22 protein-coding genes are annotated in these 23468 nt (G+C 58.5%); 12 read left to right on the top strand and 10 right to left on the bottom strand.

Translation table 11 applies throughout. The features are described from left to right. Positions 1-99 precede the first annotated feature (99 nt). The 4 genes from NTD86_RS16520 to NTD86_RS16505 all read left to right on the top strand — a co-directional run bounded on the left by NTD86_RS16520 (position 100) and on the right by NTD86_RS16505 (position 3803). Positions 100-768, top strand: a complete 669-nt coding sequence (locus NTD86_RS16520; protein ID WP_410016988.1) for an RraA family protein — start codon at positions 100-102, stop codon at positions 766-768. Beyond that, on the top strand, positions 765-1715 hold the full coding sequence (locus NTD86_RS16515; RefSeq protein ID WP_262203762.1) for a D-2-hydroxyacid dehydrogenase: 951 nt from the start codon (positions 765-767) through the stop codon (positions 1713-1715). Before NTD86_RS16520 ends, NTD86_RS16515 begins: the two co-directional genes overlap by 4 nt. Positions 1716-1853: 138 nt before the next feature. Further along, the gene (locus tag NTD86_RS16510) at positions 1854-2246 is read left to right on the top strand and encodes a VOC family protein (RefSeq protein ID WP_262203760.1); all 393 of its coding nucleotides are present in this window, start codon (positions 1854-1856) and stop codon (positions 2244-2246) included. Positions 2247-2453: 207 nt separating this feature from the next. Then, on the top strand, positions 2454-3803 hold the full coding sequence (locus NTD86_RS16505) for an MFS transporter (RefSeq protein WP_262203758.1): 1350 nt from the start codon (positions 2454-2456) through the stop codon (positions 3801-3803). Between the two features lie 61 nt (positions 3804-3864). Here NTD86_RS16505 and NTD86_RS16500 read toward each other — a convergent pair whose 3' ends face one another. Continuing rightward, a complete protein-coding gene (locus tag NTD86_RS16500; RefSeq protein ID WP_262203756.1) occupies positions 3865-4764 on the bottom strand; it encodes a LysR family transcriptional regulator in 900 nt (299 codons plus the stop codon). A gap of 99 nt (positions 4765-4863) precedes the next feature. On the opposite strand from NTD86_RS16500, the gene NTD86_RS16495 reads away from it, so the two are divergent. Then, positions 4864-5490 (top strand): RraA family protein, encoded by a 627-nt coding sequence (locus tag NTD86_RS16495; RefSeq protein WP_262203754.1) that lies wholly within the window; start codon positions 4864-4866, stop codon positions 5488-5490. A 15-nt stretch (positions 5491-5505) separates the two neighbouring features. Next, positions 5506-6375, top strand: coding sequence for an NAD(P)-dependent oxidoreductase (locus tag NTD86_RS16490; protein WP_262203752.1), 870 nt, complete (start codon positions 5506-5508; stop codon positions 6373-6375). Positions 6376-6799: 424 nt separating this feature from the next. Here the strand turns inward: NTD86_RS16490 and NTD86_RS16485 are convergent, their stop codons facing one another. Continuing rightward, positions 6800-7291, bottom strand: a complete 492-nt coding sequence (locus tag NTD86_RS16485; RefSeq protein WP_262203751.1) for a GNAT family N-acetyltransferase — start codon at positions 7289-7291, stop codon at positions 6800-6802. A gap of 923 nt (positions 7292-8214) precedes the next feature. Continuing rightward, the gene (locus NTD86_RS16480; RefSeq protein ID WP_262203749.1) at positions 8215-9606 is read right to left on the bottom strand and encodes an aldehyde dehydrogenase family protein; all 1392 of its coding nucleotides are present in this window, start codon (positions 9604-9606) and stop codon (positions 8215-8217) included. Between the two features lie 103 nt (positions 9607-9709). Here NTD86_RS16480 and ptrR point away from each other — a divergent pair, with 103 nt between their 5' ends. The 6 genes from ptrR to NTD86_RS16450 all read left to right on the top strand — a co-directional run bounded on the left by ptrR (position 9710) and on the right by NTD86_RS16450 (position 15633). Further along, the gene (gene ptrR, locus NTD86_RS16475; protein ID WP_262203779.1) at positions 9710-10597 is read left to right on the top strand and encodes a putrescine utilization regulator PtrR; all 888 of its coding nucleotides are present in this window, start codon (positions 9710-9712) and stop codon (positions 10595-10597) included. A gap of 268 nt (positions 10598-10865) precedes the next feature. Beyond that, positions 10866-12185, top strand: coding sequence for an MFS transporter (locus tag NTD86_RS16470; protein WP_262203748.1), 1320 nt, complete (start codon positions 10866-10868; stop codon positions 12183-12185). 25 nt (positions 12186-12210) lie between these two features. After that, a complete protein-coding gene (locus NTD86_RS16465; RefSeq protein WP_315974753.1) occupies positions 12211-12963 on the top strand; it encodes an Asp/Glu racemase in 753 nt (250 codons plus the stop codon). A 57-nt stretch (positions 12964-13020) separates the two neighbouring features. After that, positions 13021-13905 (top strand): LysR family transcriptional regulator, encoded by an 885-nt coding sequence (locus NTD86_RS16460; RefSeq protein WP_262203747.1) that lies wholly within the window; start codon positions 13021-13023, stop codon positions 13903-13905. A gap of 217 nt (positions 13906-14122) precedes the next feature. Beyond that, positions 14123-14746 carry a YbhB/YbcL family Raf kinase inhibitor-like protein gene (locus NTD86_RS16455; RefSeq protein ID WP_262203746.1) on the top strand — a complete coding sequence of 208 codons (624 nt, stop codon included), beginning with the start codon at positions 14123-14125 and terminating at the stop codon, positions 14744-14746. A 32-nt stretch (positions 14747-14778) separates the two neighbouring features. After that, positions 14779-15633, top strand: coding sequence for a helix-turn-helix transcriptional regulator (locus NTD86_RS16450; protein WP_262203744.1), 855 nt, complete (start codon positions 14779-14781; stop codon positions 15631-15633). Positions 15634-15660: 27 nt separating this feature from the next. On the opposite strand, the gene NTD86_RS16445 is transcribed toward NTD86_RS16450, so the two are convergent. The 7 genes from NTD86_RS16445 to NTD86_RS16415 all read right to left on the bottom strand — a co-directional run bounded on the left by NTD86_RS16445 (position 15661) and on the right by NTD86_RS16415 (position 23467). Continuing rightward, positions 15661-16926, bottom strand: coding sequence for a histidine-type phosphatase (locus NTD86_RS16445; RefSeq protein ID WP_262203743.1), 1266 nt, complete (start codon positions 16924-16926; stop codon positions 15661-15663). A gap of 7 nt (positions 16927-16933) precedes the next feature. Then, complete coding sequence (locus NTD86_RS16440; RefSeq protein WP_262203742.1) at positions 16934-19054, bottom strand: TonB-dependent receptor; 2121 nt, start codon at positions 19052-19054, stop codon at positions 16934-16936. 113 nt (positions 19055-19167) lie between these two features. Then, complete coding sequence (locus NTD86_RS16435) at positions 19168-19593, bottom strand: ExbD/TolR family protein (protein ID WP_262203740.1); 426 nt, start codon at positions 19591-19593, stop codon at positions 19168-19170. Continuing rightward, the gene (locus tag NTD86_RS16430; protein ID WP_262203739.1) at positions 19593-20321 is read right to left on the bottom strand and encodes a MotA/TolQ/ExbB proton channel family protein; all 729 of its coding nucleotides are present in this window, start codon (positions 20319-20321) and stop codon (positions 19593-19595) included. The genes NTD86_RS16435 and NTD86_RS16430 overlap by 1 nt, the downstream gene beginning before the upstream one ends. Before the next feature lie 79 nt (positions 20322-20400). After that, positions 20401-21126 (bottom strand): energy transducer TonB, encoded by a 726-nt coding sequence (locus NTD86_RS16425; protein ID WP_262203738.1) that lies wholly within the window; start codon positions 21124-21126, stop codon positions 20401-20403. A gap of 332 nt (positions 21127-21458) precedes the next feature. Next, positions 21459-22475 (bottom strand): histone deacetylase family protein, encoded by a 1017-nt coding sequence (locus NTD86_RS16420; protein WP_262203737.1) that lies wholly within the window; start codon positions 22473-22475, stop codon positions 21459-21461. Between the two features lie 59 nt (positions 22476-22534). Further along, positions 22535-23467 (bottom strand): 2-hydroxyacid dehydrogenase, encoded by a 933-nt coding sequence (locus NTD86_RS16415; protein WP_262203736.1) that lies wholly within the window; start codon positions 23465-23467, stop codon positions 22535-22537. Between the last annotated feature and the right edge of the window lies 1 nt (position 23468).

Genomic DNA, 23468 nt, shown 5'->3' with positions numbered 1-23468 from the left:
GCCGATTGCCCCATGGCGCTGACGGCGCTAGGCATTCATACCTGTACTCACTGGCTGGCACCTTGCCGACCGCTCACAACGTCAAGATGGACAACAATAATGATCGGACTTCAAATCCTCCCGCGTACACGCCAAATCTCTAACGCTCTGGTCGAAAGCTTTCGCGCTGTCCCGGTCGCCAACGTCAGTGACTGTATGGGACGCATGACTGCGGGCGGCGCCCAACTGCGTCCGTATCATAAAGAGGGTGTGCTGGCGGGCCCGGCCTTCACTGTGAAAGCGCGCCCGGGTGACAACCTGATGATCCACAAGGCCTTGCACCTGGCGCAGCCGGGAGACGTCATTGTGGTGGACGGGGGTGGCGATCTGACTAACGCGCTGATGGGCGAGTTGATGGTTGCCACGGCGATCAAGCGTGGCCTTGGCGGCATCGTATTGAATGGCGCGATTCGCGATGTCGATGCCATCCAGGCCGGTACCTTCCCGGTCTTTGCCGCCGGGGTCACCCATCGCGGGCCATACAAGGACGGGCCGGGTGAGATCAACGTCCCGATCTCGATTGGTGGCATGGTTATCCATCCGGGGGATCTGATACTCGGTGATGCAGACGGTTTGCTGTGCGTCCCGTTCGATGCGGCGCAAGACATTCTGGAAGCCGCGCTGGACAAGTCCGCAGCCGAAAAAGTGACCGTCAAAGAAATCGAAGAAGGGCGCCTTGATACCACCTGGATTGATGCTCAATTGGCACGCCTGGGTTACAAGGCATGAAGATCGTCATCCTGGACCGGGACACGCTGTCGCCGCAGACCGTTCTGCGCACGCCGTCCTTTGCCCACGAAATCGAATCGTATGGGCGCACGACCGCCGACCAGGTGGCTGAGCGGATCGCTGACGCCGAAATTGTGGTGCTCAACAAGGTGAAGTTGGGACGTGAAGCGATCGCCGCCGCGAAGAACCTTCGTCTCGTGGCGATTGCCGCGACGGGCACCGATAACGTTGACATCGCGGCGTGCCAGGCACGCGGCATCGTGGTCAGCAATATCCGCAACTACGCTATCAACACCGTGCCGGAGCACACTTTCGCGCTGATCTTTGCGCTGCGCAGGAGTATTTGCGCGTACCGCGATGCGGTCGGGGCGGGCCGATGGCAAGAGGCGCAGCAGTTCTGCTTCTTCGACTATCCGATCAAAGATCTGGCCGGCTCTACGATTGGCATCATCGGGGATGGCGTGCTGGGCCAGGCTGTCGCCAATATGGCCCGCGGCCTCGGCATGCGCGTGATTTTCGCCGGCTACAAAGGCCATTCAGGCCTGGGTTCGCTGTATGTACCGTTTGAGCAGACCCTTGCTGAAGCGGACATTCTGACTTTGCACTGCCCGCTGCTGCCTGAAACACGCAACATGATCGGAGCCCCGGAATTTGCGCTGATGCGCCGCAAGCCGCTGCTGATCAATACCGCACGCGGTGGGTTAGTGGACGAGAGTGCGATCGGGCCGGCATTGGAGGCTGGGCAGATCTCTGGAGCAGGTTTTGATGTGGTGATGACAGAGCCGCCGGCCCCGACTCATCCCTTCATGGGCCTGGTTGATCGTCACGACTTTATTCTCACCCCCCATGTTGCGTGGGCGAGTGATGAAGCCGTGCAAGGGTTGGCAGATCAGTTGATCGATAATATCGAAGCCTTTGTACGTGGCGAGCCTCGAAACGTGGTCTAAAAAAGAGGTGAACCGCCCAAGAGTGCGGGTTATCGAATGAGCGATTGAACGCTGATAGGGCGTTGCTTTGCCTTTGCTGTTGAAGCTCATATCAACCTGGAGTTAGCAGGTTGTGTCTGAAATGTTGGAGAGCGAAAAATGATTAAACACCTGGATCACCTGGTTCTGACCACTGTGGATGTCGAGTCTTGCAAAGACTTTTATATGCGTGTGCTGGGCATGCAATTCGTGCCTTCGCCGGGAGGCCGTATGGCCTTCCACTTTGGCATTCAGAAGATCAACGTTCACGTGCGGGGGCATGAGTTCGAACCCAAGGCGCACTTGCCTGTGTCGGGGGCGCTGGATCTGTGTTTCATCACCACCATAAGCCTGGATGAGGTGATCGCCCACCTGGAAGCTGAAAACTGGCCGATCCTGCTAGGGCCCGTGCAGCGTACGGGGGCAACCGGCACGATTCGTTCGATTTACCTGCGCGATCCCGACCTTAATTTGATCGAGCTCTGCGAACTGTACCCGTCCGGGCAGGCCTGAAGCCAACGAGCGCCTTGGCACGGGCTTGACCTCATCGGGTCAAGCCTTGTGCCGTTCCTTCCTGCATCAAGGCAGGTCTTCAGATTATGGTTTTTTAACGACAATTAATGCCCATATGGAATGGTTTGAGTTTCTAATTTATCGCTTTTTTTGACATCCCTGAATGCTGAACATGCCTGCTCCAATAAGCATAAAAAAGGTATGTTCATGACGGTAATTGCCACCACCGACTCTGCTGCCCAGGTGGCCAGGTCAAAGTATCGCTGGGTTGTTCTGTCGGTCATTGTCGTCGTGTACATGCTGGCCGCCGCCGACCGTGCCAACATCGGCATCGCCTTGCCCTACATCCAGAAAGAATTCGGCGCAACGAACGCCCAGGCGGGCTTGCTCGTCAGTGCGTTTTTCCTGTTTTACTCCTTGGGCCAAATCCCGGCGGGTTTTCTGCTCAGCCGGGTGGGTGTGCGTCTGGTCGCGCCGGTCTCCATCGGTTTGACGTCTGTGTTCACCTTGCTGATTGGCACCGCGAACAGCTTCGGGTTGCTGAAAATTTATCGTGCGGCACTCGGTGTAGCAGAAGCGGCGCTTCCGTTGTCGATGCTCAGTACGATCAATCGCTGGTTCCCGCCGCGCGAAAAAGGATTGGCGACAGGCGCTTTTTTGTCGGCGGCCAAGATGGGCGCGGTTATCGCCCCGCCTGTGGGCGCAGCGCTGATTATGCTCGATGGCTGGCGCACGATGTTCTTTGCCTTCGCCATCCCCGGCGTGTTGCTGGCGCTGATCTGGTGGTGGCTGGTGCCCAACGATCCGCGCTCAGGTCGGCGGGTCAACGAGGCGGAAGCGATCTACATCGAAGACCAGCAGAAGAGCGAAAGCAACGGTGTCCGCAAGCACAAGAGCTTTGGGGCCTTGGACAAAGCCCTGCGCTACAAGCAAACCCCGCGGTTGGCAACGTCGCGGTCTGTCTTTGCATCATGGAATATCTGGGGTTGCGGTCTGGGTTATTTGTTGATGACCGGCGTGGTCAACGTGCTGCTCGCCTGGCTGCCCAAGTACCTGGGGGAAGTGAAGCATTTTGAGTTGATGCAGATCGGTTTTGTCGCGTCGTTGCCGTTTGCCGGGGGCGTGCTAGGCAATATTGTCGGGGGCTGGTTGTCCGATACCGTTCTGGATCGCCGCAGAAAACCCACGATGATGATCAGTGCCGTTGCGACGTGCCTGATGATGATTGCTCTGGTTTATGCACCCAATGACCTGCTGTCCGTCAGCCTGCTGCTGTTCGGCACCGGCTTCCTGCTGAACGTCGGCTATTCCTCGTTTTCCGTGTATTCCATGGGCCTGACCACGCGAACCACGTACCCGGTGGCGGCGTCTGTGGTCAACAGCGCGGGGCAGGCCGGTGGCGCCATGGCACCGCTTATCACAGGCATGCTCCTGGACAGCTACAGTTGGACGGCAGTGTTCATCTTTCTGGGCGTGTGCTCACTGGCTGCGTTGGTATTTGTACTGTCGATCACTGAGCCAGCTAACCTCGACGAACCGGCCAGCGGCGCAGACTAAGCCTGCGACGCGTTGGCTGATGCAGCCTTGGGGCTGCATCGGTTGATGGTCTGCGGGCGAATCAACTTTGCAGCTGGCGTGTGAAATCGCACAGATCCACAGCCCGCACCGCCACCTCGCTCACGAACGCTGACGGCCGATCATTGCGGTACATCGCCATATAAGGGACAGGGGGCAAAGGCGGTTCTGTGTTTATGATCGTCAACTTGCCCTCATCGACCAGTGGGCGAAAGCACTCCAGTGGCAGGTAGGTGACGCCCAAACCAGCAACCGTCAGCCCGACCATGGCCGTGAGGCTATCGGAGGACAGCATCTTCGGAAGTTCGATGCCCATGGCGCCCAGCCATTTGTTGACGAACAGTCCGGACCCCGACTTCTTCCCCTGCACCAGCAAAGGGTATTTGGCCAGTTCGGCAAGCCCGACCACCTGCGGGTGGCCGATCAGCCCGGGGGCCGCCATCCATGCGTTTTCAACGAGGGTCAGCGGGACCGAGGTGATCTCGGGCGCGGTGAAGGTGTCCGGGATAATGATCAGGTCCACCAGATCATCCATGAGCTTTTCATGGAGGTTACGGCTCATATCGACTTCAGCCTCCACGGTAAGGCCCGGAAAGTCATCTACCAGCCTGGCAATCAGTTTGGGTAGCCAGGTCAGCGCTGTCAGCTCGGTCACGCCCAGCCGCAGCCGTCGAGTCACGACGTGCGTGCCGTCCTTCAGTGAAGTGATGCGTTCGGCCAGGGTGAGCATCTCCCGGGCGATCACCAGCATTTGCTCCCCGATTGCGGTAAGGCGCGCGCCGCGCTGCGACCGATCAAACAATTGCAGGCCGGTGGACGCTTCCAGTTCCTGTATTCGCTTGGAAATGGCTGACTGCGTGGTATTGAGGTGTTCTGCCGCGCGCTCGAAAGTGCCGAGACGTTCGATCCAGTGCAGGGCGAGGAGTTGCCGAAGGTTGATCATTAACATTCCAGCTAGGCATGTTTGGGCATACGATAATATCGCTTTTTCTATTTTTCAGGGTCTTTATCCTCGGAGCCATTAGCCACCTGAGGAACACCCATGAACGCGACCGCCTCACTTTCAGACTTCAACGCGCTGCTGGCCGCTTATCGCCGCACTTCGACGTCTATCATCAGCGATTGTCTGGACCGTCTGCCCGGCGCCCCCCTTACGCCGTTTCATCGCATCGAAGGCACCATGGTCGGCCCGGCCCTGACGGTGAAAGTACCGTGCGGTGACAATCGCGCGATCCATCAAGCGTTGGAAATTCTCGAGCCGGGCCAGGTCCTGGTGGTGGATGGCGGAGGAGATATCAGCCGTGCCTTGATGGGCGACATCATGACGGCCATCGCTGAGAAGCGTGGCGCAGCGGGTATCGTGGTGGACGGCGCCATTCGTGACCTGGCGACGATTGGCAAAGGCTGCTTCCCGGTGTTTGCCCGGGCTGCCTACCACCGCGGCCCGTATAAAAACGGGCCGGGTGAAATCAACGTGCCGGTCAGCATTGGCGGCATGATCGTCTCGCCGGGTGACATTGTTGTCGGTGATCACGATGGCATCGTGGCGTTCCCTGCCGAGCAGGCTGAAGAATTGTTGCAACGGTGCCTCGGCACTGAGCAAAAAGAAGCAGAGATGTTGGCGCAAATTGCGTCCGGAACTTACAAGGGCGCCTACGGGGCCAAATAAGCGGAAATTAAAACAATGAAAATCGGAATAGTCGGAGCGGGTGAAGTTGGCCTTACGTATGCACGGCCATGGGCAGCGGCCGGGCATGAAATCATCCTGTGCGATTTGAACCCGTCACCCACCGCCAAGGCGTTTGCTGCCGAGTTAGGGCTGGGCGTCTGCACCTCGATCGCCGAGATCGCGCCTGAATGCGACATCGTCGTGTCGTGTGTCTTCGGCACGGTTTCCCTGGTCGTAGCCGAACAGGCGCTGGCCCACATGCGCAAGCATGCGCTCTACATCGACATGACGACCGCGGACCCCAAGCAGATCAGAATCGCTGCCGAACGGGCGGCGCAATCGGGCATCGATTATGTCGACGTAGCAATCCTTGGGGCCATCGCGCTGACCCATGAGAAAACCAATTTACTGGGAGCGGGCGCCGGGATTGATCGCGCCCTGGGGCTGTTTGCTGGCATAGGCGCGCCGCTCAAATCGGTCGACGGTGGTGCGGCCGGCGATGCGGCGGCACTGAAAATCCTGCGAAGCGTGTTCACCAAAGGCCTGGAAGCCCTCACCATCGAATGCTTCATGGCCGCAGAAAAACAAGGCGTGACCGACAAACTGCACGACGCCTTGAGCGACATCGATCAAGCCAGCCTGCGGGATTTCCTCGGCGCCTTGATCCGCACGCACGTCGTGCATGCGCCTCGTCGTCTCAAAGAGGTTGAAGAGGCTGAGCGCCAATTGCGCGCCGCGGATATGCCCGTGGCCGTGCTGCCGGGGGTAAAAGACCTGTTCCAGCGTACCGCCGGACAGATCAGCTCAAGCCCGCTGGAAACGCCTGCACCCACCGTGGAGCAGGCGTTTGAATGGCTCTTCAAGGCCAATGGCGTCAGCCGGTAAAAGATCCCCGTTTTGCAGGGCAGGTTAGGTGTCCTTGCCCTGCGTGAACCCGAAGTTGGCTTTCAGTCATGCCAGATGAATATCAGAAAGGTCTGGCTCCTCTCTTGGATCAATTGTGCTTTGGCGTGAGCGCAACTGTCAGCGAATCCAACACTGCGAACAGTTGGATGTGCAGTTCCCGCTTCAGATCTACATAGATCAGGGCATTGACTGTGCGAAACAGGTACAAAAATGAGTGTTTGGCTTCGTGATCGGCTTTGATGCAAGCGTCTGTATTTTCATTGCTCAAGTCGAATCAGCCCGCCTGTAGAAAAGATTGTGCGAATTTCGTAGCAGAAACGCCTCCGTACCTCCTCGAGCCAAAGCTCATCGGGGCTTGGTCGCATTCCCGAGAACTTTACGTGCCCCGCGTTCGTCAGCGCTTCTACAGCGCCATGACCATTTCATGCCATGCCATCCCGCCGTGATCTGAGGGCGAAGGCTGCACGTAGCGATAGCCAAAATGTGCGTAGAGGTCGATGTGCTGTTCTTTGCACATCAAGTGAATGCTTGATTTGCCCATGCCACGCATGCGCTCGATGAACTGGCGCATTAACTTGGATGAATGGCCTTTACCTTGGTGAGCCGGGTCCAGCACGACCGACATGATGACGACATTGGGGGCGTCGGCATCGTGGCCTTTTAGCTCTTTGAACGCTTCGTCAGACATGATGACTTCATGGGCGCAACCACTGTTGATGAAGCCGGCGATTTCTCCATCCAGCTCCATGATGAGAAAGCCCTCTGGATACTGGTCGATCCGCGTCGCGATTTTGGCATGGGTTGCAGCTTCGTCACCCTCGTAAGCCACCGTTTCGATCTCGTAGCAGCGATCTGTGTCCGCGGGTATGGCTTGTCGAAAAATCAGTTCTGACATTGGGTTTTATCCTGTTCTGTGTTGCCCGCTTGCCTAAACGGGCTGTCATCAAACATGAAACAAGGCGTCACCGCCAGTGTGTTATGGGAGAGGTAGGCGTCAGAAGGGTGGGGCATGATTGAACGGCTGTAACGGATATGTACTCGATGACACTATTTTCCCTGTAGTGACTGCTGAAGGCTGCGTTCTGGCGCGAAGTGCTTTGAGTGGGGCGGTGTACATATCCATTTGATCCGTTATGGCGATCTATGGGTTTCGCCCTTACGGCGAGGCACTTTTGTCAAACAGCCACACAAGTACCCATGGGCCTATCCCGCTCCGTGAGCACGCCGCCACGGGCCATCCATGGCCCATCGCGGCTCTCCCGGCATCCATGCCGGGACACCCACTACGCAGAACCTACACTCGGCCTCCCGAAGGGGCGGATAGATCAAAAACCAAAGCAACAGCAACCGCAACAGCAACAGCAACAGCAACAATCAAAAGATCGCAGCCTGCGGCAGCTTGGTAGCAGGTCGTGTGGTTTTTGATCTGGCTGTTGATCTGGCTTGTGATCTTGATGTTAAAGGCCCCATTAAACCCTGCTGGCCGAGCGCAGGTTTTGCGTAGTGGGTAACCCGGCAGGACGCCGGGTTAGCCGCGACACGGCCATGGATGGCCGATCGCGGCGGGCCCACGGAGCAAGGCCTGTGGTGAGGGCATGCCGAGCCACAGCGAGGCACCGAGGGGTAGGGGCGAAAGCGTTTGGCCACTTTGCGCTTTTCAAAGTGGCACGCCGTAAGGGCGTAACCCTAAGTGGCCGTTGCGCCTCAAATGGATATGTACCCAGTGATTCTGTCGTTGTCCCTGCGCACATCAGCACAGACCAAAACTGTTACCCATGTGGGTGAGTCATACCCGTAATCATCCGACACGAAACTGAATCAGTTGCGATCCAGCCACACGGTCTGCACATTGCAGAACTCGCGCACGCCAAAGTGCGAGAGTTCACGGCCGAACCCGCTTTTCTTCACGCCACCAAAGGCCACGCGGGGATCGCTGGCCGAGTAGCCATTGATGAACACGCCGCCGGTTTCCAGTTCGCCGGTCAATTGCTGGGCCAGTTCGACGTTGGCGCTGTAGATCGTTGCTGTCAGGCCGAACTCACTGTCGTTGGCCAGCGCCACGGCATGGGCGCAGTCCTCGGCAGTAATGATCGATGCTACCGGGCCGAACAGTTCCTGTTTGAACGAGGTCATGCGGTCGGTCACGTTGGCCAGAATCGTCGGTTCATAAAAGTTGCCAGCCCCTTGGGCCTTAGCACCGCCGAGCAACAAAGTCGCACCTTCTTCCAGGGTGTCGCGCACTTGTTGGTCCAGTTCATCACGCAGGTCAAAGCGTGCCATCGGGCCGATGTAGGTGTCGTTGGACAGCGGGTTGCCCACTACCAGTTTGCGCGTGGCTTCGACAAATTTTTGGGTGAACTCCTCGACCACGCCTTTTTCAATAATCAGGCGCTTGGCGGCCGCGCAAACTTGCCCCGAGTTTTGGTAACGACCGATCACTGCAGCTTGAACGGCAGCATCCAGGTCGGCGTCGTTCAGTACGATAAACGGGTCCGAACCGCCCAGTTCCAGTACGCATTTCTTCAGCGCGGCACCGGCCTGGGCGCCAATCGCGGTACCGGCCCGAACGCTGCCAGTGAGTGTCACGGCGCTGATGCGTGGATCGGCAATGGCGCGCGATACACCGTCCGGGGTGACGTTGACCACTTCAAACACGCCCTCGGCAAAACCGGCGCGCACAAAGGCGTCACGAATCTGGTAGGCGCTGCCCATCACATTCGGGGCGTGCTTGAGCACATAGGTGTTACCTGCCAGTAATGCCGGGACTGCGCCGCGCAGTACTTGCCAGACCGGGAAGTTCCACGGCATGACCGCCAGGATCGGCCCTAGCGGACGGTATTCAATACGCGCCTTGCCGCCTTCTACCTGGGTCGGTTCAGCCGCAAGCATGGCCGGGCCATGTTCGGCGTACCACTCGCAGAGCTTGGCGCATTTCTCGATTTCGCCACGGGCCTGGGTGATCGGCTTGCCCATTTCCTCGGTGATCATGGTTGCCATAGCGTCAGCGTTGTCGCGCAGCGCCTTGGCCAGCGCGACCATGGCCGCCGAGCGCTCTTGCAGCGATTTGCGTTTCCAGGTGTTAAAACCCGATGCTGCACGGGTGAGCGCTGCGTCCAGAGCCTCGTCGGACTCAAACGCGTAATGGCCAATTTGTTCGCCCGTCGTCGGGTTGATCGAAATAGCGTGGGTCTGGCTGGAAATCGAGCTCATGGCATGGTCCTGCTGTGTGAGTGAATGAACACAGAGTAGGGTGGCGAATGATTTCTTTAAACTGAATAATAAAGATCGTTTCTTTCACGATTGGAGAATGACTGTGGATCTGGTGCAATTGGAAATTTTCAAGGCGGTGGTTGATCACGGCAGCATCAGCGCGGCAGCAGCCCACATCCATCGTGTGCCCTCGAACCTGACGACCCGGATCAAACAGCTTGAGGAAGATTTGGGGGTTGATTTGTTTATTCGCGAGAAAAGCCGTTTGCGCCTGTCACCGGCGGGCTGGAGCTTCCTCGACTACGCGCGGCGCATTCTCGACCTGGTGCAAGAAGCGCGGGCGACGGTGGCGGGCGAAGAGCCCCAGGGGGCGTTCGCGCTGGGTTCGCTGGAAAGTACCGCGGCGGTGCGGATTCCTGCCTTGCTGGCGGCCTATAACCAACAGCATTCCCGTGTGGATCTGGATCTGTCGACAGGACCGTCAGGGGCCATGATTGAAGGCGTGCTGGCGGGTCGATTAGTGGCCGCGTTCGTTGATGGCCCGGTGTTGCATCCGGTGCTGGAAGGCGTGCCGGTGTTTGAAGAAGAAATGGTCATCATTGCGCCGCTCCATCACGCACCCATCCGTAGCGCTACTGACGTTAACGGCGAGAACATCTATGCCTTTCGGGCCAATTGCTCGTACCGCCATTACTTTGAAAAGTGGTTCAACACCGACGCCGCGGTGCCCGGCAAAATCTTCGAAATGGAGTCGTACCACGGCATGCTCGCCTGTGTCAGTGCCGGGGCCGGCTTGGCACTGATGCCGCGCAGCATGCTGCAGAGCATGCCGGGGTGCACGACGGTCAGCATCTGGCCACTGGCCGCTGAATTCCGTTACCTGACCACCTGGCTCGTATGGCGACGCGGGGCCGTGTCGCGAAACCTGAGTAGCTTCGTGCACTTGCTGCAAGCGCAAGGGATGACGATTCCAGAGGATTTAAAAAAGTAACGGCTATCTGCCACGGTTATCTAATTTGTGGCTTTCCCAAAAGCATCGCTTCGTCGTCATGTTTACCCTTGCTCATTTGCCAACACAGGTGGTTTCCGCCATCCGGGCCTGCCATCGCCAAGCGCGATGGCAAGCTCGCCAATGCCTGATATACGCCTAGTCTGCGCCGACTCTACCATCACAACCTCATGAACATTCGCCCGGCAATGACCCACTGCCGATGCGTCTTTCTCCAAGAATAATAAGTTCATCTCAATGAGGTTTCTTCATGAAAAACCCTGCTTCCGGATCTTTAGCCGGTGCTTCTGCCGACAACGGCATTCAAGCGTTGACCACCAACCAGCGCTACATAACGTTGGGAGGCTCTTGGGCTGCATGGTTATTTGATGCGCTGGACGCAACCATCTTTGGCTTCGTGCTGCTGGCTATTGCGACGACCTTCGCAGTTGGCTTGGGCGATGTCGTGTCGACGGTTGCGTGGTTCTTGCTCGCCACGGGGATTGGCGGTTTCTTTCTGGGCAATCTTTGCGACAAGATCGGGCGCAAGAAAACTATGATGCTGTCGGTTTTAGTCTATGGCTCCGGCACTTTTCTCTGCGGCTTTGCAGAGACCTTGTGGCAATTGGATATCTTTCGATTCTGCGTGGGTATCGGCGTTGGCGGTTTGTGGTCCGCCGCTGCTGCACTGGTGTCTGAAATCTGGCCTCCCGCCGGGCGTGCCAAGGCTTTCGCGGTGATGCAGACCGGCTGGTCCGGGGGCGGTCTTCTCGCCGCAGTGTTTGCCTGGACATTCCTGGACAGCAATAACCCGGAATCCTGGCGGATGCTGTTCGTCTACGCCTCTATTCCTTCGTTTCTGACCCTGATATTCATCTGGCTGTTTGTCAAAGAATCACCGGTCTGGCTGGCCAACCGCGAGTTCATGCGCAACAACGCAAACAAAGGCCGACTCACCGAAATCTTTAGCCCTCAGTACCTGAAAACAACTCTGCTGGGGCTCAGCATTTCGGTGCTGGGGATGTATGGCTACTGGATCATTACGACCTTTATGCCGGCTTACCTGCAGAACATCTTGAACGTGAGGATCGATCAGGCACCGGTCTTTATTATCTGGATCGGCATCGGCGCCACCATCGGTTACCTGGCTTACGGTTACCTTGCCGAAAGCATCGGGCGACGCCTGGCATTTGCAACGTTCTTTGCCGGCATGGCAATCATGGTGCCCGTCTTTGCCTACTCGGCAACATTGATGCCGTTGACTGACGGCACGTTGATGTTCACCACCCAAAACGTCATCACGCTGGGCTCTCTGGCCGCACTGTTGGGTTTCTTTACGGGTTATTTCAGCGGCTTCGGTGCGTGGTATGCCGAGTTGTTCCCGACCAGCATTCGCGCAACCGCTTCGGGCTTTTGCTTCAACTTCGGCCGTATCGGCGCTATCGCCGGAATCAAACTGGTACCGGTTCTGATCCCGATTGTCGGCTTTACGGCCACCATTTCCCTTGCCTCCGTTGCTTATGTGATAGCCGCCATCATGGTGTTCACGCTTCAGGAAACCAAGGGCGTTCAACTCACCAGCGGTAACTGACCTGGACTTCACAGAGAACACGCACATGAAAAACTTTCGAATCGGACAGATTGTTCCCAGTTCCAACACCACCATGGAGACCGAAATTCCGGCGATGCTGACCTCGCGTTACCCGCTGTTTCCAGAGGAGCATTTCACGTTCCACTCGGCACGTATGCGCATGATGCATGTCAGCCCTGAAGAGCTGAAAAAGATGGACATCGACAGCGACCGTTGCGCGCTGGAGCTAAGCGATGCGCGGGTTGATGTGATGGCGTATGCCTGCCTGGTGGCGATCATGTGCCAGGGCGCGGGTTACCACAAAGTCTCGCAAGAGCGTCTGAAGAACACCGTGAGTGCCAACCAATCGAATGCACCGGTTCTCAGTTCTGCTGGTGCCTTGATCGACAGCCTCAACCTGCTCGACTACAAAAAAATCGCGATCATCACCCCGTACATGAAGCCATTGACCCAACAGGTGATTGACTACATCGAAGCGGCAGGCATTGAGGTTGTCGATTCAATCAGCCTGCAGGTGTCTGACAACCTGGAAGTCGGACGCCTGGACCCGATGAACCTGGTAGGCTACGCCGACAAACTCAACATAGGCCAGGCCGACGGGGTGGTGCTGTCGTGCTGTGTGCAAATGCCTTCTTTGCCTGCGATTCAGTTGGTTCAGGATCGCCTCGAAAAACCTGTGCTGTCAGCATCGATCGCGACGGTTTACCAAATGCTCAAGACCTTGGGGCTTGAGGCCCGGGTCCCGAATGCTGGCCATTTATTGTCGGGTGCATTCTGAGTCAATGTTGAGTGAGGTACGCTTACAGCCTTAGGCCTAGATGCCACGGTACCTCATATGAAACTTGATCCTGTCTCATTGCGACTTTTTGTCAGTGTGGTGGAAGAGGGCACTATCGCTGCCGCTGCCAAACGCGAGCACATCGCTGCTGCAGCAATCAGCAAGCGGCTCAGCGAGCTGGAAGAGTTGCTGGACTCAAAACTGCTGGATCGCTCGAACAAGGGAATCACCCCCACAGACGCGGGCCTTTCGCTGTTGTTCATGGCCCGTAGTGCCCTCAACAATCTCAATGAAATCGTTGTACAAATGCGCGACTACTCCCATGGTCGCCGCGGATCGGTGCAGATACTGGCCAATATCTCAGCCATCACTCAGTTCATGCCCGCCAAGATCAAGTCATTCATGGACCAATACCCGTTGATCAGCGTGAGTATGGAAGAACGGCAAAGCCTGGCCATTACCAAAGAGGTGGCGGAGAACCGTGCCGACATCGGCGTCTTCACTCGCTTGCCGCATGGGGCAGACATAGAAGTCTTTGCGTTTCGTCACGACAAATTGGTGCTTCTGGTGCCCAAGGATCATCCTTTGGCCGCACGTACCTCGGTGCGCTTTTATGAAACCCTTGATTACGCTTATGTTGCGCTGAGCAGCGGTACTCATCTCAACTTTCAGCTAATCAAAGCCGCCAATGATCTGGGGCGCTCACTGAAAATCCGCATGGAAGTGTCCAGCTACGATGCGTTGTGCGGCATGGTTCAGGCGGGCGTGGGGATTGGCATCCTGCCCGAAGGCAGTCTGAGCATCTATAACATCGAGCGGGCGACGGTGATCAGTCTTGACGAGTCCTGGACGTCCCGTGAAATCAGCGTGTGTGTCAGATCAAGGGAAGCCTTGTCGGTCGCGGCAGGATTGTTTCTGGATCATTTGCTGGAAGGGCCGTGACCGGCGCAAATGGTGTGTGAGGTGCTCACAACCCGAAGTCGCTGGCGAGCCTTGCGAGGCTACGTCCGTTGGGAGCGAACATGTTGACTGGATCTGTGCAGTTAATGATTGGCCGGGTCAAAAGCGGCACTCACTTGCACTCTAAAATCACTCCCACAGCCGTTGCTTCTACCAGGCTGGTAAACGCTCCGATACTCACCGCACAGGCAGGCCCATCATGAAACTGAGCAGTAACGCATTTAGTGACAACGCAGCCATCCCGGGCGAATACGCCTTTGCTGTTCCGAACGCTGACAGTCACTACGCACTGTCAAGCAACCGCAACCCGCATCTGGCATGGACAGACGTTCCGGCGAATACTCAGTCTTTTGTCGTGATATGCCACGATCCTGATGTTCCCAGTGTGGGCGATGATGTGAATCAGGAGGGCAAAACGATTGCCGTGTCCTTGCCGCGCGTAGATTTTTACCACTGGTTATTGATCGATATTCCCGCGACGCAACGTGAAATCACTGAAGGCAGCCATAGCTCCGGTATTACCCCAAAAGGTAAAAACGGCCCTCACACAGCTAATGGGCAGCGCCACGGTATTAATGATTACACCGCTTGGTTTGCATCGGACCCACAAATGGCTGGTGAATATTATGGATACGACGGTCCATGCCCGCCGTGGAACGATGAGCGGCTACACCATTACATCTTCACCGTTTACGCTTTAGACGTGCCCAGCCTGCTGATTGAAGGGCCGGTCACGAGCCAGTCTGTCTTGGATGCACTGCAAGGGCACGTTCTGGCCAAGGCCAGCCTGACAGGCACCTATACCCTCAATATGAACCTGTGAACTTCATGAACGCCAGGAGCCACTGACTGACCATGGATCGGTTTAAACCTGTGACTGCCTCGCAACCAGACGACGCCCGCTGGCTGCTGCCATCGGGCGCGAGCCAGCAAGCACAAACGCTGTGCCTGCTGGCCAGGCCGCATCTGATTCACGCGCAGCATGCGACGGGCTTCCGCTTTTTTGAAGCGACGCTACTGGTTGTGACATCGGGGCGCTTAACCCTGGAATGTGCTGACGGCTCCTGGACGTTGACTGACCCTCATACCCTGATGGTGGTGCCCAAAAACACCCTCGCTGACATCGAAAAAACGCCAGGTCAAAACAGCCCTAAATTTACCTCACTTTATTTGGCGCTTGCACCTGGCCTCATCACCGAGTTCCACCAACGCTATGGCCACATGCTTACGCCCTCAAGCCCAGTCACTGAATGCAAGACCCTTGAACTCGACGAAGATTTGAATGATGCGCTGCAGTTCTGCATCAGAGGTATCGATTCACGAACCGTGTCTGACACGCAACAGACCCATCGCTTGATGGGACTTTTGTTGGCACTGCAAGAGCGGAGTATTGTCTTTGCCCGCCCTTCAGCGCCCGGTCTGGCCGAGCGGTTGACTCAGCTGCTGGCCAAGGCTCCGGAACAACACTGGACGGCAGCACAGGCAGGGCGCGAGCTGGCGGTCAGTGAAGCGACCTTGAGGCGGCGCCTCGCAGAAGAAGGCATCAGCTTCAGCACGGTGCTGACGGAGATCCGCATGCACCATGCCATGATGCTCCTGCAAACGACGCACTTCAGTCTTTCGCAGATAGCCGACGCCTGCGGCTACCGTTCCATTTCACGGTTTTCAATGCGCTTTAAACGTCGGTTCGGGTTTTCTCCACAGCGTTAAGCAAAAACAGGCAGCGTCTGCAGGCTGTTATTTACTACTGTAATGCTGCACCTCGGTCGCCGAAGGATCGATGCGCTTTTGCATCTGGGCGATGAACCCGTTCAACGGCATTAATGGTTCGCCCGCATAGCCTGGGTACTGCACCACATACGGCGCTGCATCGGACAAGTTGCGCAGTTGGTCCAGGCTCTGCGCGACATAAGCCACGCTCACAAATTGCGCGCCTGTGCGGTCGTTAACCCAGCGTTCAAACAGGATGGTGCCGCCCGGTGCAGCGTCATTTTCCGGGTATTCGGCGATTTTCCAGTCAAACCCGAGCAGCGTGCGTAACTGCGCGATGTTGGTGTCGTGACCCACGTAGGCCAACCATTTGGTCCCGGGCGGGCTGCCCGCCGAGCACGGTTGCAGGGCCAGGAGGATTTGCCCAAGCAATTGCGACGCGCCGCGCTGGGCGATGTAAGGGACGTGGTTGCTGAGTGTGTACTTCGCAGACCGCAATGCCATCAAACGTGAGACGTCTGCGGCGCTGCGCCCTTGCCCAAAGGCGACCTGTCCCAGCGGCAGGCCTTCGGCATATTGCATGCGAAAGGTTTCACTCATGGCGGCGCCAATGCTCAAGGGACTGCTGAGTTTGATCTCATCTGCTTTCTCTTTAAGCGCCCAGGGTTGCTCGCTCAGGGCGCAATTTTTTTGCTCGCAGGTGGTTGGCACACCTACCACTTGCTGCATGGTCAGCACCGATTTGGCATAGCGTTCACGGGCGGTGTCGATGCTGCCGCCCATGGCGCTCAGCAATGCAGCCTGGGTGCGTGTCGGGTCCAGGGGCGCCAGGCCATTTTCAGTGGCGTGAAACAGCCGGTCCTGGTTTTTTTGTGCATGCTGCACGGCGATGTTGCAGCCCGTAAACATGCCCTCCACCAGCGCAGCGCTGGTGGCCTGGGTCCGCGCGACCGGGCTTGACCACACGTAAGCGTCGCCTACCTGCGGGCATTGCCCGGCCTTGAACAGGCCGAGCGAATTAAGCAAGCCGCGTTGCCATTGGCCGAGCAGCACCGTGGCTGCCCGGCCGTGGTCGGTCAACTGGCCGTCGGGCACTTCAAACGCTGGCCATGCCTTGGCCGACCAGCGTTGCAGCGCGGCGGTGTCGGTCGCCGGGCGGATGCCGTGACGCATCACCAGCACCACCTTGTCCAGGCGCAGCCCGGTGGTATCCAGGGGTGTAGCCGCTGCGGGAAGCGCCAGGCAGATGCCCAGCGCCAGAACCGTGTACTTCAACAACGTTGTATTTATCATCGCTGGCCTAGAAGTCATAACGCGTGTTGAAGGTCAGAGTACGAGGCGAACCCGGCTGCAGGTAGTTTTCCTGGTAGAAGGTCCAGTACTTTTTGTTGGCCAGGTTGGTGACGTTGGCGCCAAAGGTCAGCGAGTGACCACCGCTCAGGTGCATGCGATAGCCGCCGCCTGCATCGAACAGGCTGTAGGCGGGCAGGGTGTGCACGTTGCCTGAGTCCACCGCCATTTCGCCGATCCGCTGGGCGCCTGTACGCAGGAACATGCCGGGCACTTGAGGGACACGATAAGTGACTTGTGTTGCAGCTTGGTAATGCGCCGCACCGGCGGCGCGGTTGCCGTCTACGCCGTCGCCCGCATCGTGGTAGGCCGAGTCCAGCGACATGACGCTGCCGTCTACGGTCAGGTTCGGTGTGGCATCAATGCTGCCGTTCAGCTCCAGGCCTTGATAGCGAATGATGCCGCTTTGCACGAATACGTTGGCGTCGTTGGTGTATTCGGCGCCGCGGTCGATGCGGAACGCTGCAGCGGTGGCGCTCCAGTTTCGTTGCTGGGCCTTTACACCCACTTCGTATTGCTTGCTGAGCAATGGGCCTAATGTCTGTTCGGAGTTGGCGGCGGTGGTGGGGGCGGTGCCGCCGTTTTCCAGTGACTCGACGTAGCTGGCATACAACGTCACGTCTTTGTTCGGTTTGTACATCAGCGCAACGGTTGGGGTGGCGGGCCGGGCTTTGTACTGGACCGAAGGTGCCGTGGCAGAGGCGTGGGTATCTTCAATGAAGTTTTCGTTACGCAGACCTGCCAGCAAGGACCAGTGTTCGCCCAGGCCGATGGTGTCGCTGGCGAACACGGCGCTTTCCTTGACGTTGTCATCGCCGTAGGTGCCGCCACTGTAGTCAAAGTTGTACACCGAGAAGATCGTCGGGTCGTACAGGTTGCCCTTGCCGACGGTGCCCTTGGGGCTAATCACGGATTTTTCCGAGTTCAGTTGCGAATACGTGGCGCCCACGACCACGTCGTGGCTGAACCAGCCGGTGTTGAACTTGCCTTCCAGGGTGCCCATGGCGTCGTTGTAGTCATAGCCGTGGTACTCGGTCGAAACCTTGTCGGAGTAGCCGCCTGCATCATTGGAAATCTGGTACTGGTCTTTTATGTAGCGGCGTGTCGAATCGCTGTAGCGATAGGCCAGTTTGCCGGTCCAGTCGGGCGAGAATTTGTAGGTCGCGCTGATCGTCGACAAGCTGTAGTCGACATCGGTGTAGGAGCCGTTGCTGTACAGGCGTTTGCTGCCATCAATGGGTTTGGGCAAGGCATTTTTAGGGTTGACGATGATGTCGGTGCCACCGCTTGTATCACGTTTCTGGTACAGGGTGTCGAAGTCCAGGCTCAGGTCATCGCTCAGTTGTGCGCTCAGGGCCACGCCCACCGCCGTGCGGTTGACCTTGGCATCACCCGAAATGGCATCGCCTTCTTCGTGCACCAGGTTGACCCGGTAGCCGAAGCGCGGATCACCCAGGCGGCCGCCAACGTCCAGGTGTTCCTTGTAGAGGTTGTTGGATTCGTAGCCGGCGTCCACGCTGAAGGTGGTTTTGTCGGTAGGCCGTTTGGTCACGTAGTTGACGATCCCGCCCGGGCTGCCGAAGCCGTACATGAAGCCCGACAGGCCTTTGAGCACATCGATGCGGTCGAACATCTCCAGCGGCATTTCTACACCGCGGTTGATGTTGGCCATGCCGTCGACCTTGTAGCCGTTCAGGTCATCCAGCGGCAGGCCGCGCACAGCCAGGGTGGCGGGGTGCGTGCCATAGCTGGAACTGATTGAGGTGACCGAGGCATCGTACTTGACGGCTTCAGACAAAATGCCCGCCTGACGGTCCTGGATTTCGCTGCTGCCGACGCTCTTGAACGAGAACGGCGTGTCGATCACCGCGTGGCTGCCCAAGGCACCGCTGTTGGTTTGCTGGTGCAGCGCCGGTTTGCGCTTGGCGGCCTTTACCGTGACTTGCGGCAGGGTGGCCAGCGCGCTGTCGTCGATGGCCGGAGCTGCGTCGGCAGCAAATGATGGCATGGCCATGGCAAGCGCTGCGAAACCGAGACCTGCACGCACATACAACGGGGATTTGCGAAACATGACTGCACCTTCGAAAACGGCCATTCACGGCCGGGATAATTGTTGTGGCGCGCACTTGGCCGTGGCCGGCTGAAACAGCCGGCCAAAACGTTTGGGCAAAGGCGACGCAGTGTTTAAGGAGTAACGGCCTGGGTCACAAAACCGATCTTGTCCAACCCGCCGGACTGCGCCGCAGCCATGACCTGCACCACCTTTTCATAGGGCGTGTTGCGCTCGGCGCGCAGGTGCAGTTCGGGCACAGGCTGACGTGCGGCGGCCTCGGCGATCAGGGTCGGCAATTCGCTGTCGCTGATAGCGTGGTCGTCCCAGTGCAGGTGGCCATCGTTGTCCAGGGCCAGGTCGACAGCGGGTGGCGGTTTGTTGTCCTGCTGCGCGGCGGCCTTGGGCAGGTCGATCTTCACCGAGTGCTGGATGGCCGGTACGGTGATGATGAAAATCACCAACAGCACCAGCATCACGTCCACCAGCGGCGTGGTGTTGATCTCGGGATTGAAGCCGTCTTCTTCGAGGTCGTCGCCGCCCAACAATCCACCGGCCATCAGACGTACTCCGCCTGGGCGTTGAAGAGGCTGCGTGCAGGCTGGCCGTCACGCGGGGTTGCGCGGGCGCCGATCACCAGCAGGTCGTGCAGTTCAAAGGCAAACTTGCCCAACTCAGCCAGGGTCTGTTTGTTACTGCGCACCAGCAGGTTGTAGCCCAGGGTCGCCGGAATGGCCACGGCCAGGCCCAGCGCAGTCATGATCAGGGTTTCGCCCACAGGGCCGGCGACTTTGTCGATGCTGGCATCGCCGGACAGACCGATCTTCATCAAGGCGTGGTAGATGCCCCACACAGTGCCGAGCAGGCCGACGAACGGGGCGCTTGAACCCACGGTGGCCAGAATCGCCATGCCGCCTTGCAACTTGCCGCCAATGGTCAGGGTCGACTGGCGCAATGCGCGGGTCAGCCATTCGCTGAACGCGGGCGGGTTCATGTCGGCATCCAAAGCGTCACGGTGTTGGCGCGCGGCATTGATGCCAGCGTGGGTCAGCTCGGCATAGGCGCTGCGTTGCCCTAATTGCTGCACGCCTTCCTTGAGCGTCGGTGCACTCCAGAATGCCGCCAGCCACTTAGCCGAGCGCAGACGAAATAGCGCCAGACGCAGCAGCTTGTCGAGCATCACGCACCAGGACGCAATCGACATCACCAACAACATCAAGGCCACGCCACGGGTGACTAAATCGGCCTGTTGCCACAAAACATTCAAACCCAGTGTTCCGGTTTCCATGTGTCTTTCCTTTCTTTGGGGTGAGCACTGCCCTGACCGGGAGGCCCTGCGATAAAAGAAGCGATGAATTGAGGTGAGGCTAGGTGTCGAGCTGGAATCGCAGCGGCACGATCACGTACACCGACACTGCGTGCCCATCCTCCAGATACGGTTTGAACAGCGCGCCGCGCACTGCCGTTTTGCCGGCCTCATCGAGGCTGCCAAAACCGGAAGAACGCACGATGTCCACGGCGCCGGGTTGGCCATGGATGTCTACCAGCACCCGCAAAATCACCGTGCCTTCGTGGCCTTCTTCGCGGGCGCTGTCGGGGTACTCGGGTTCGGGTTCGTGCACGTACTCGACGCCTCGCGTAATCGTCTTGGGCTGGGGCGGCGGGGCGGGTGCAGGCGTCGCGACGGGGGCGGCGGCCACAGGTGTCGAGGGAGCGGGTTGCGACTGGGCAACTGGCGCAGCCGGGTGCTGTATCACATGCGGTTTGGCCACCGGCTTGGGCTTGGCCACCGGGCGTACGGCTGCAGGCGGGGGTGTTACCGGAGCCACCGGCGGCGGAGGCGGGGCGGGTGGTGGTGGCGTCGGGGCGGCGCTGGCGGCAGGTGCGGGAGTGGGCTCATGAATGACCGAGGCATAGATCGTACGCGTCACGATTGGCGTCACCGTCGCGGGTGAGGAGCGGTTCGCCATGCTCAGTGCCAGGCCATGCAGGGCCACCACCAGCACCACCGCACCTGCACGGCGCAAAAAACGCGAGGCACTGCCGGCCGGTAATGGCTGAAGCGGCGGCAGGATTGTCAGCGTTGCATCCACAATATATTTCCTCCCCGGACCTGGCTGCCGGGCACATCACGCGCACTCCTTGCGAAAGTTGGTTTTTACGGCCGGGGAAAGGCCGTCGTCACTTGTGACGTAGGAATATAGGAATGGAAAATGACGGGGGCGTGACATGAAAAATTGTTAATGGTGAGCTTTTCATATCGACTACACCTCTGTGGGAGCGGGTTTGTCTCGCGATTTTTTGCTCTGCCCACGCTACACAAAAAGCACTGCTGTATCGCGCCAGATCACAGCCTTTGGCAGCGACTACACAAGGGTTGCTCAAGCCCGGGCTGAGAACCAGCCCGGGAACGTCAGATTCAGTGCTAAGCGGTCAGGCCGTCGAAAAAGCGCGTGGCATTTTCATTCAGCGTTGCGATGTCATAACCGCCTTCTTGAACGACGACACAAGGCAGCCCCAGGGCCTTGATCCTTTGACCCAGCAAACGGAAACCTTCGTGGCTGACGCTGACTCTGGATTGCGGGTCGTTTTCATAAATATCAAAGCCCAGCGACAGCACCAGCACGTCGGGTGCAAAGGCGTGTAAAGCGGCCTCGGCTTCGTCCATGCGGGCAAAGAAATCCGCTTCGCTGGCGCCGTGCGGCATTGGCAGGTTGAGGTTGAAACCCTGGCCACGGCCCGTGCCGGTCTCGTCATCGAAGCCGGCCACTGCCGGGTAGAAGTTGGTGGGGTCGCCATGAATCGACACATACAACACGTCGTCGCGATCGTAGAAGATTTCCTGGATGCCCTGGCCGTGGTGCATATCGGTATCCAGCACTGCGACTTTGCCGAACTGGCCTCTCAACACCTGGGCAGCAATGGCGGCGTTGTTGAGAAAGCAGAAGCCGCCTGCAGCCTCGGCGCGGGCATGGTGCCCGGGTGGACGGCACAGGGCGTAAGCCGCGACGTCGCCATCCATTACCGCTTGTGCGGCCGCCACGGCACTTTGTGCTGACCAGTAGGCGGCCTGCCAGGTGTGCTCGCCAATCGGGCAACTACCATCGGCCAGGTAGCGGGCAGTCTTGCCAAGGATGCCGCGCAGCGGATTGCCTTCACGGATATAAATGTTGGACATCACCTCGTCACCCCAGTCTTCTGGCACCTCATGCCATTGCTGGTAAGCGCTGCTCAGGTAGTCCAGATAAGCAGTGCCGTGCACGGCGGCCAGCGGTGCCTGGCCATGGTCAGCCGGTTCAATCAACGGATAACCGAGCTTTTCGATGACCGCCAGCAGCGGGTCGATACGGGAGGGCAGTTCTTGCGGCTCGCGCATTTGCCCGCGAGACAGGTAAGAACGTGGATGATGCAGGCGCTGTGCCGGATGGAAAAACGCTTTCATGGATAACCTCTTTCAACGATCAGTTCAGGCCACGCGGGCAGTGCTGGATGGGGGCGCTCTTAGTAGCCCAGTTCGGGATCGACCCGGTTTATCAATGCCTGCCCGGCGTTCAGGCGCGACACGTTTTGCGCCACTTGTTGGGCAATGCATTGGTCAGAAGCGGCTGAGGCCATGTGCGGAGTCACCCAGACACCGGGTGTGTGCCAGAGCGGCGAATCAGCAGGCAAAGGTTCCTGCTCAAAGACGTCGAGCAATGCGCCACGCAACTGTCCGCTTGCCAGTGCCTGACGCAGATCAGCCTGGTTGAGATGCTGGCCACGGCCGCAGTTGATCAGTGCACTGCCGTGGGCCATGCGCTCGAAAACCTCATGGCACAACACGCCCTTGGTGCTGGCGGTCAGCGGCAACAGGTTGACCAGCACATCGAGCCCTTGCAGAAACTCGGGCAGCGCGGATGCCCCGCTGAATGTCTGGACCTGATCGATCACTCGCGGTGTGCGCGCCCAGCCGCGTACGTCGTAGCCGGCCTGCGCCAATCGTGCGGCCACGGGCGCACCAATTGCCCCAAGGCCCATCACACCGACCTTGAACGCTTGCGCACGGCGCTGGACGGGGCGCTGCCAGTGCTGCGTGGCGTTGCCGGCGATGACTTGATCGAAGCCGCGATGAAAGTGCAGCACGCCCCAGTGCACGTACTCACTCATGCCCAAGGTGTGGTCAGGATCAACCACTCGGCAGACCGGCACAGAGGGATCGCGCGAGGTGTCTTGAGCCAGGTGATCGACCCCCGAGCCAACCGAATACACCAGACGCAATTGCGTGAACGTGCCAAGGCTCCCAGCGGGCGGAAACCAGCAAACCGCGACCTGCGCTTGCTGCGCGCCGTCATCATCGGGGCGCAGAACCTGCAAGTGAGGGGCATGGCGGGCGAATACAGCAGCCAACCAATCCGTGAGCGCCGGGTCCTGGCAAAGCAATACGAGACTGATCATG

Origin of the sequence: Pseudomonas sp. 7P_10.2_Bac1 (assembly GCF_025465935.1) — a bacterium.
GTDB lineage: Bacteria > Pseudomonadota > Gammaproteobacteria > Pseudomonadales > Pseudomonadaceae > Aquipseudomonas.
Note: the sequence above shows the minus strand (reverse complement) of the source record. Positions and strands in the feature narration are given on the sequence as shown.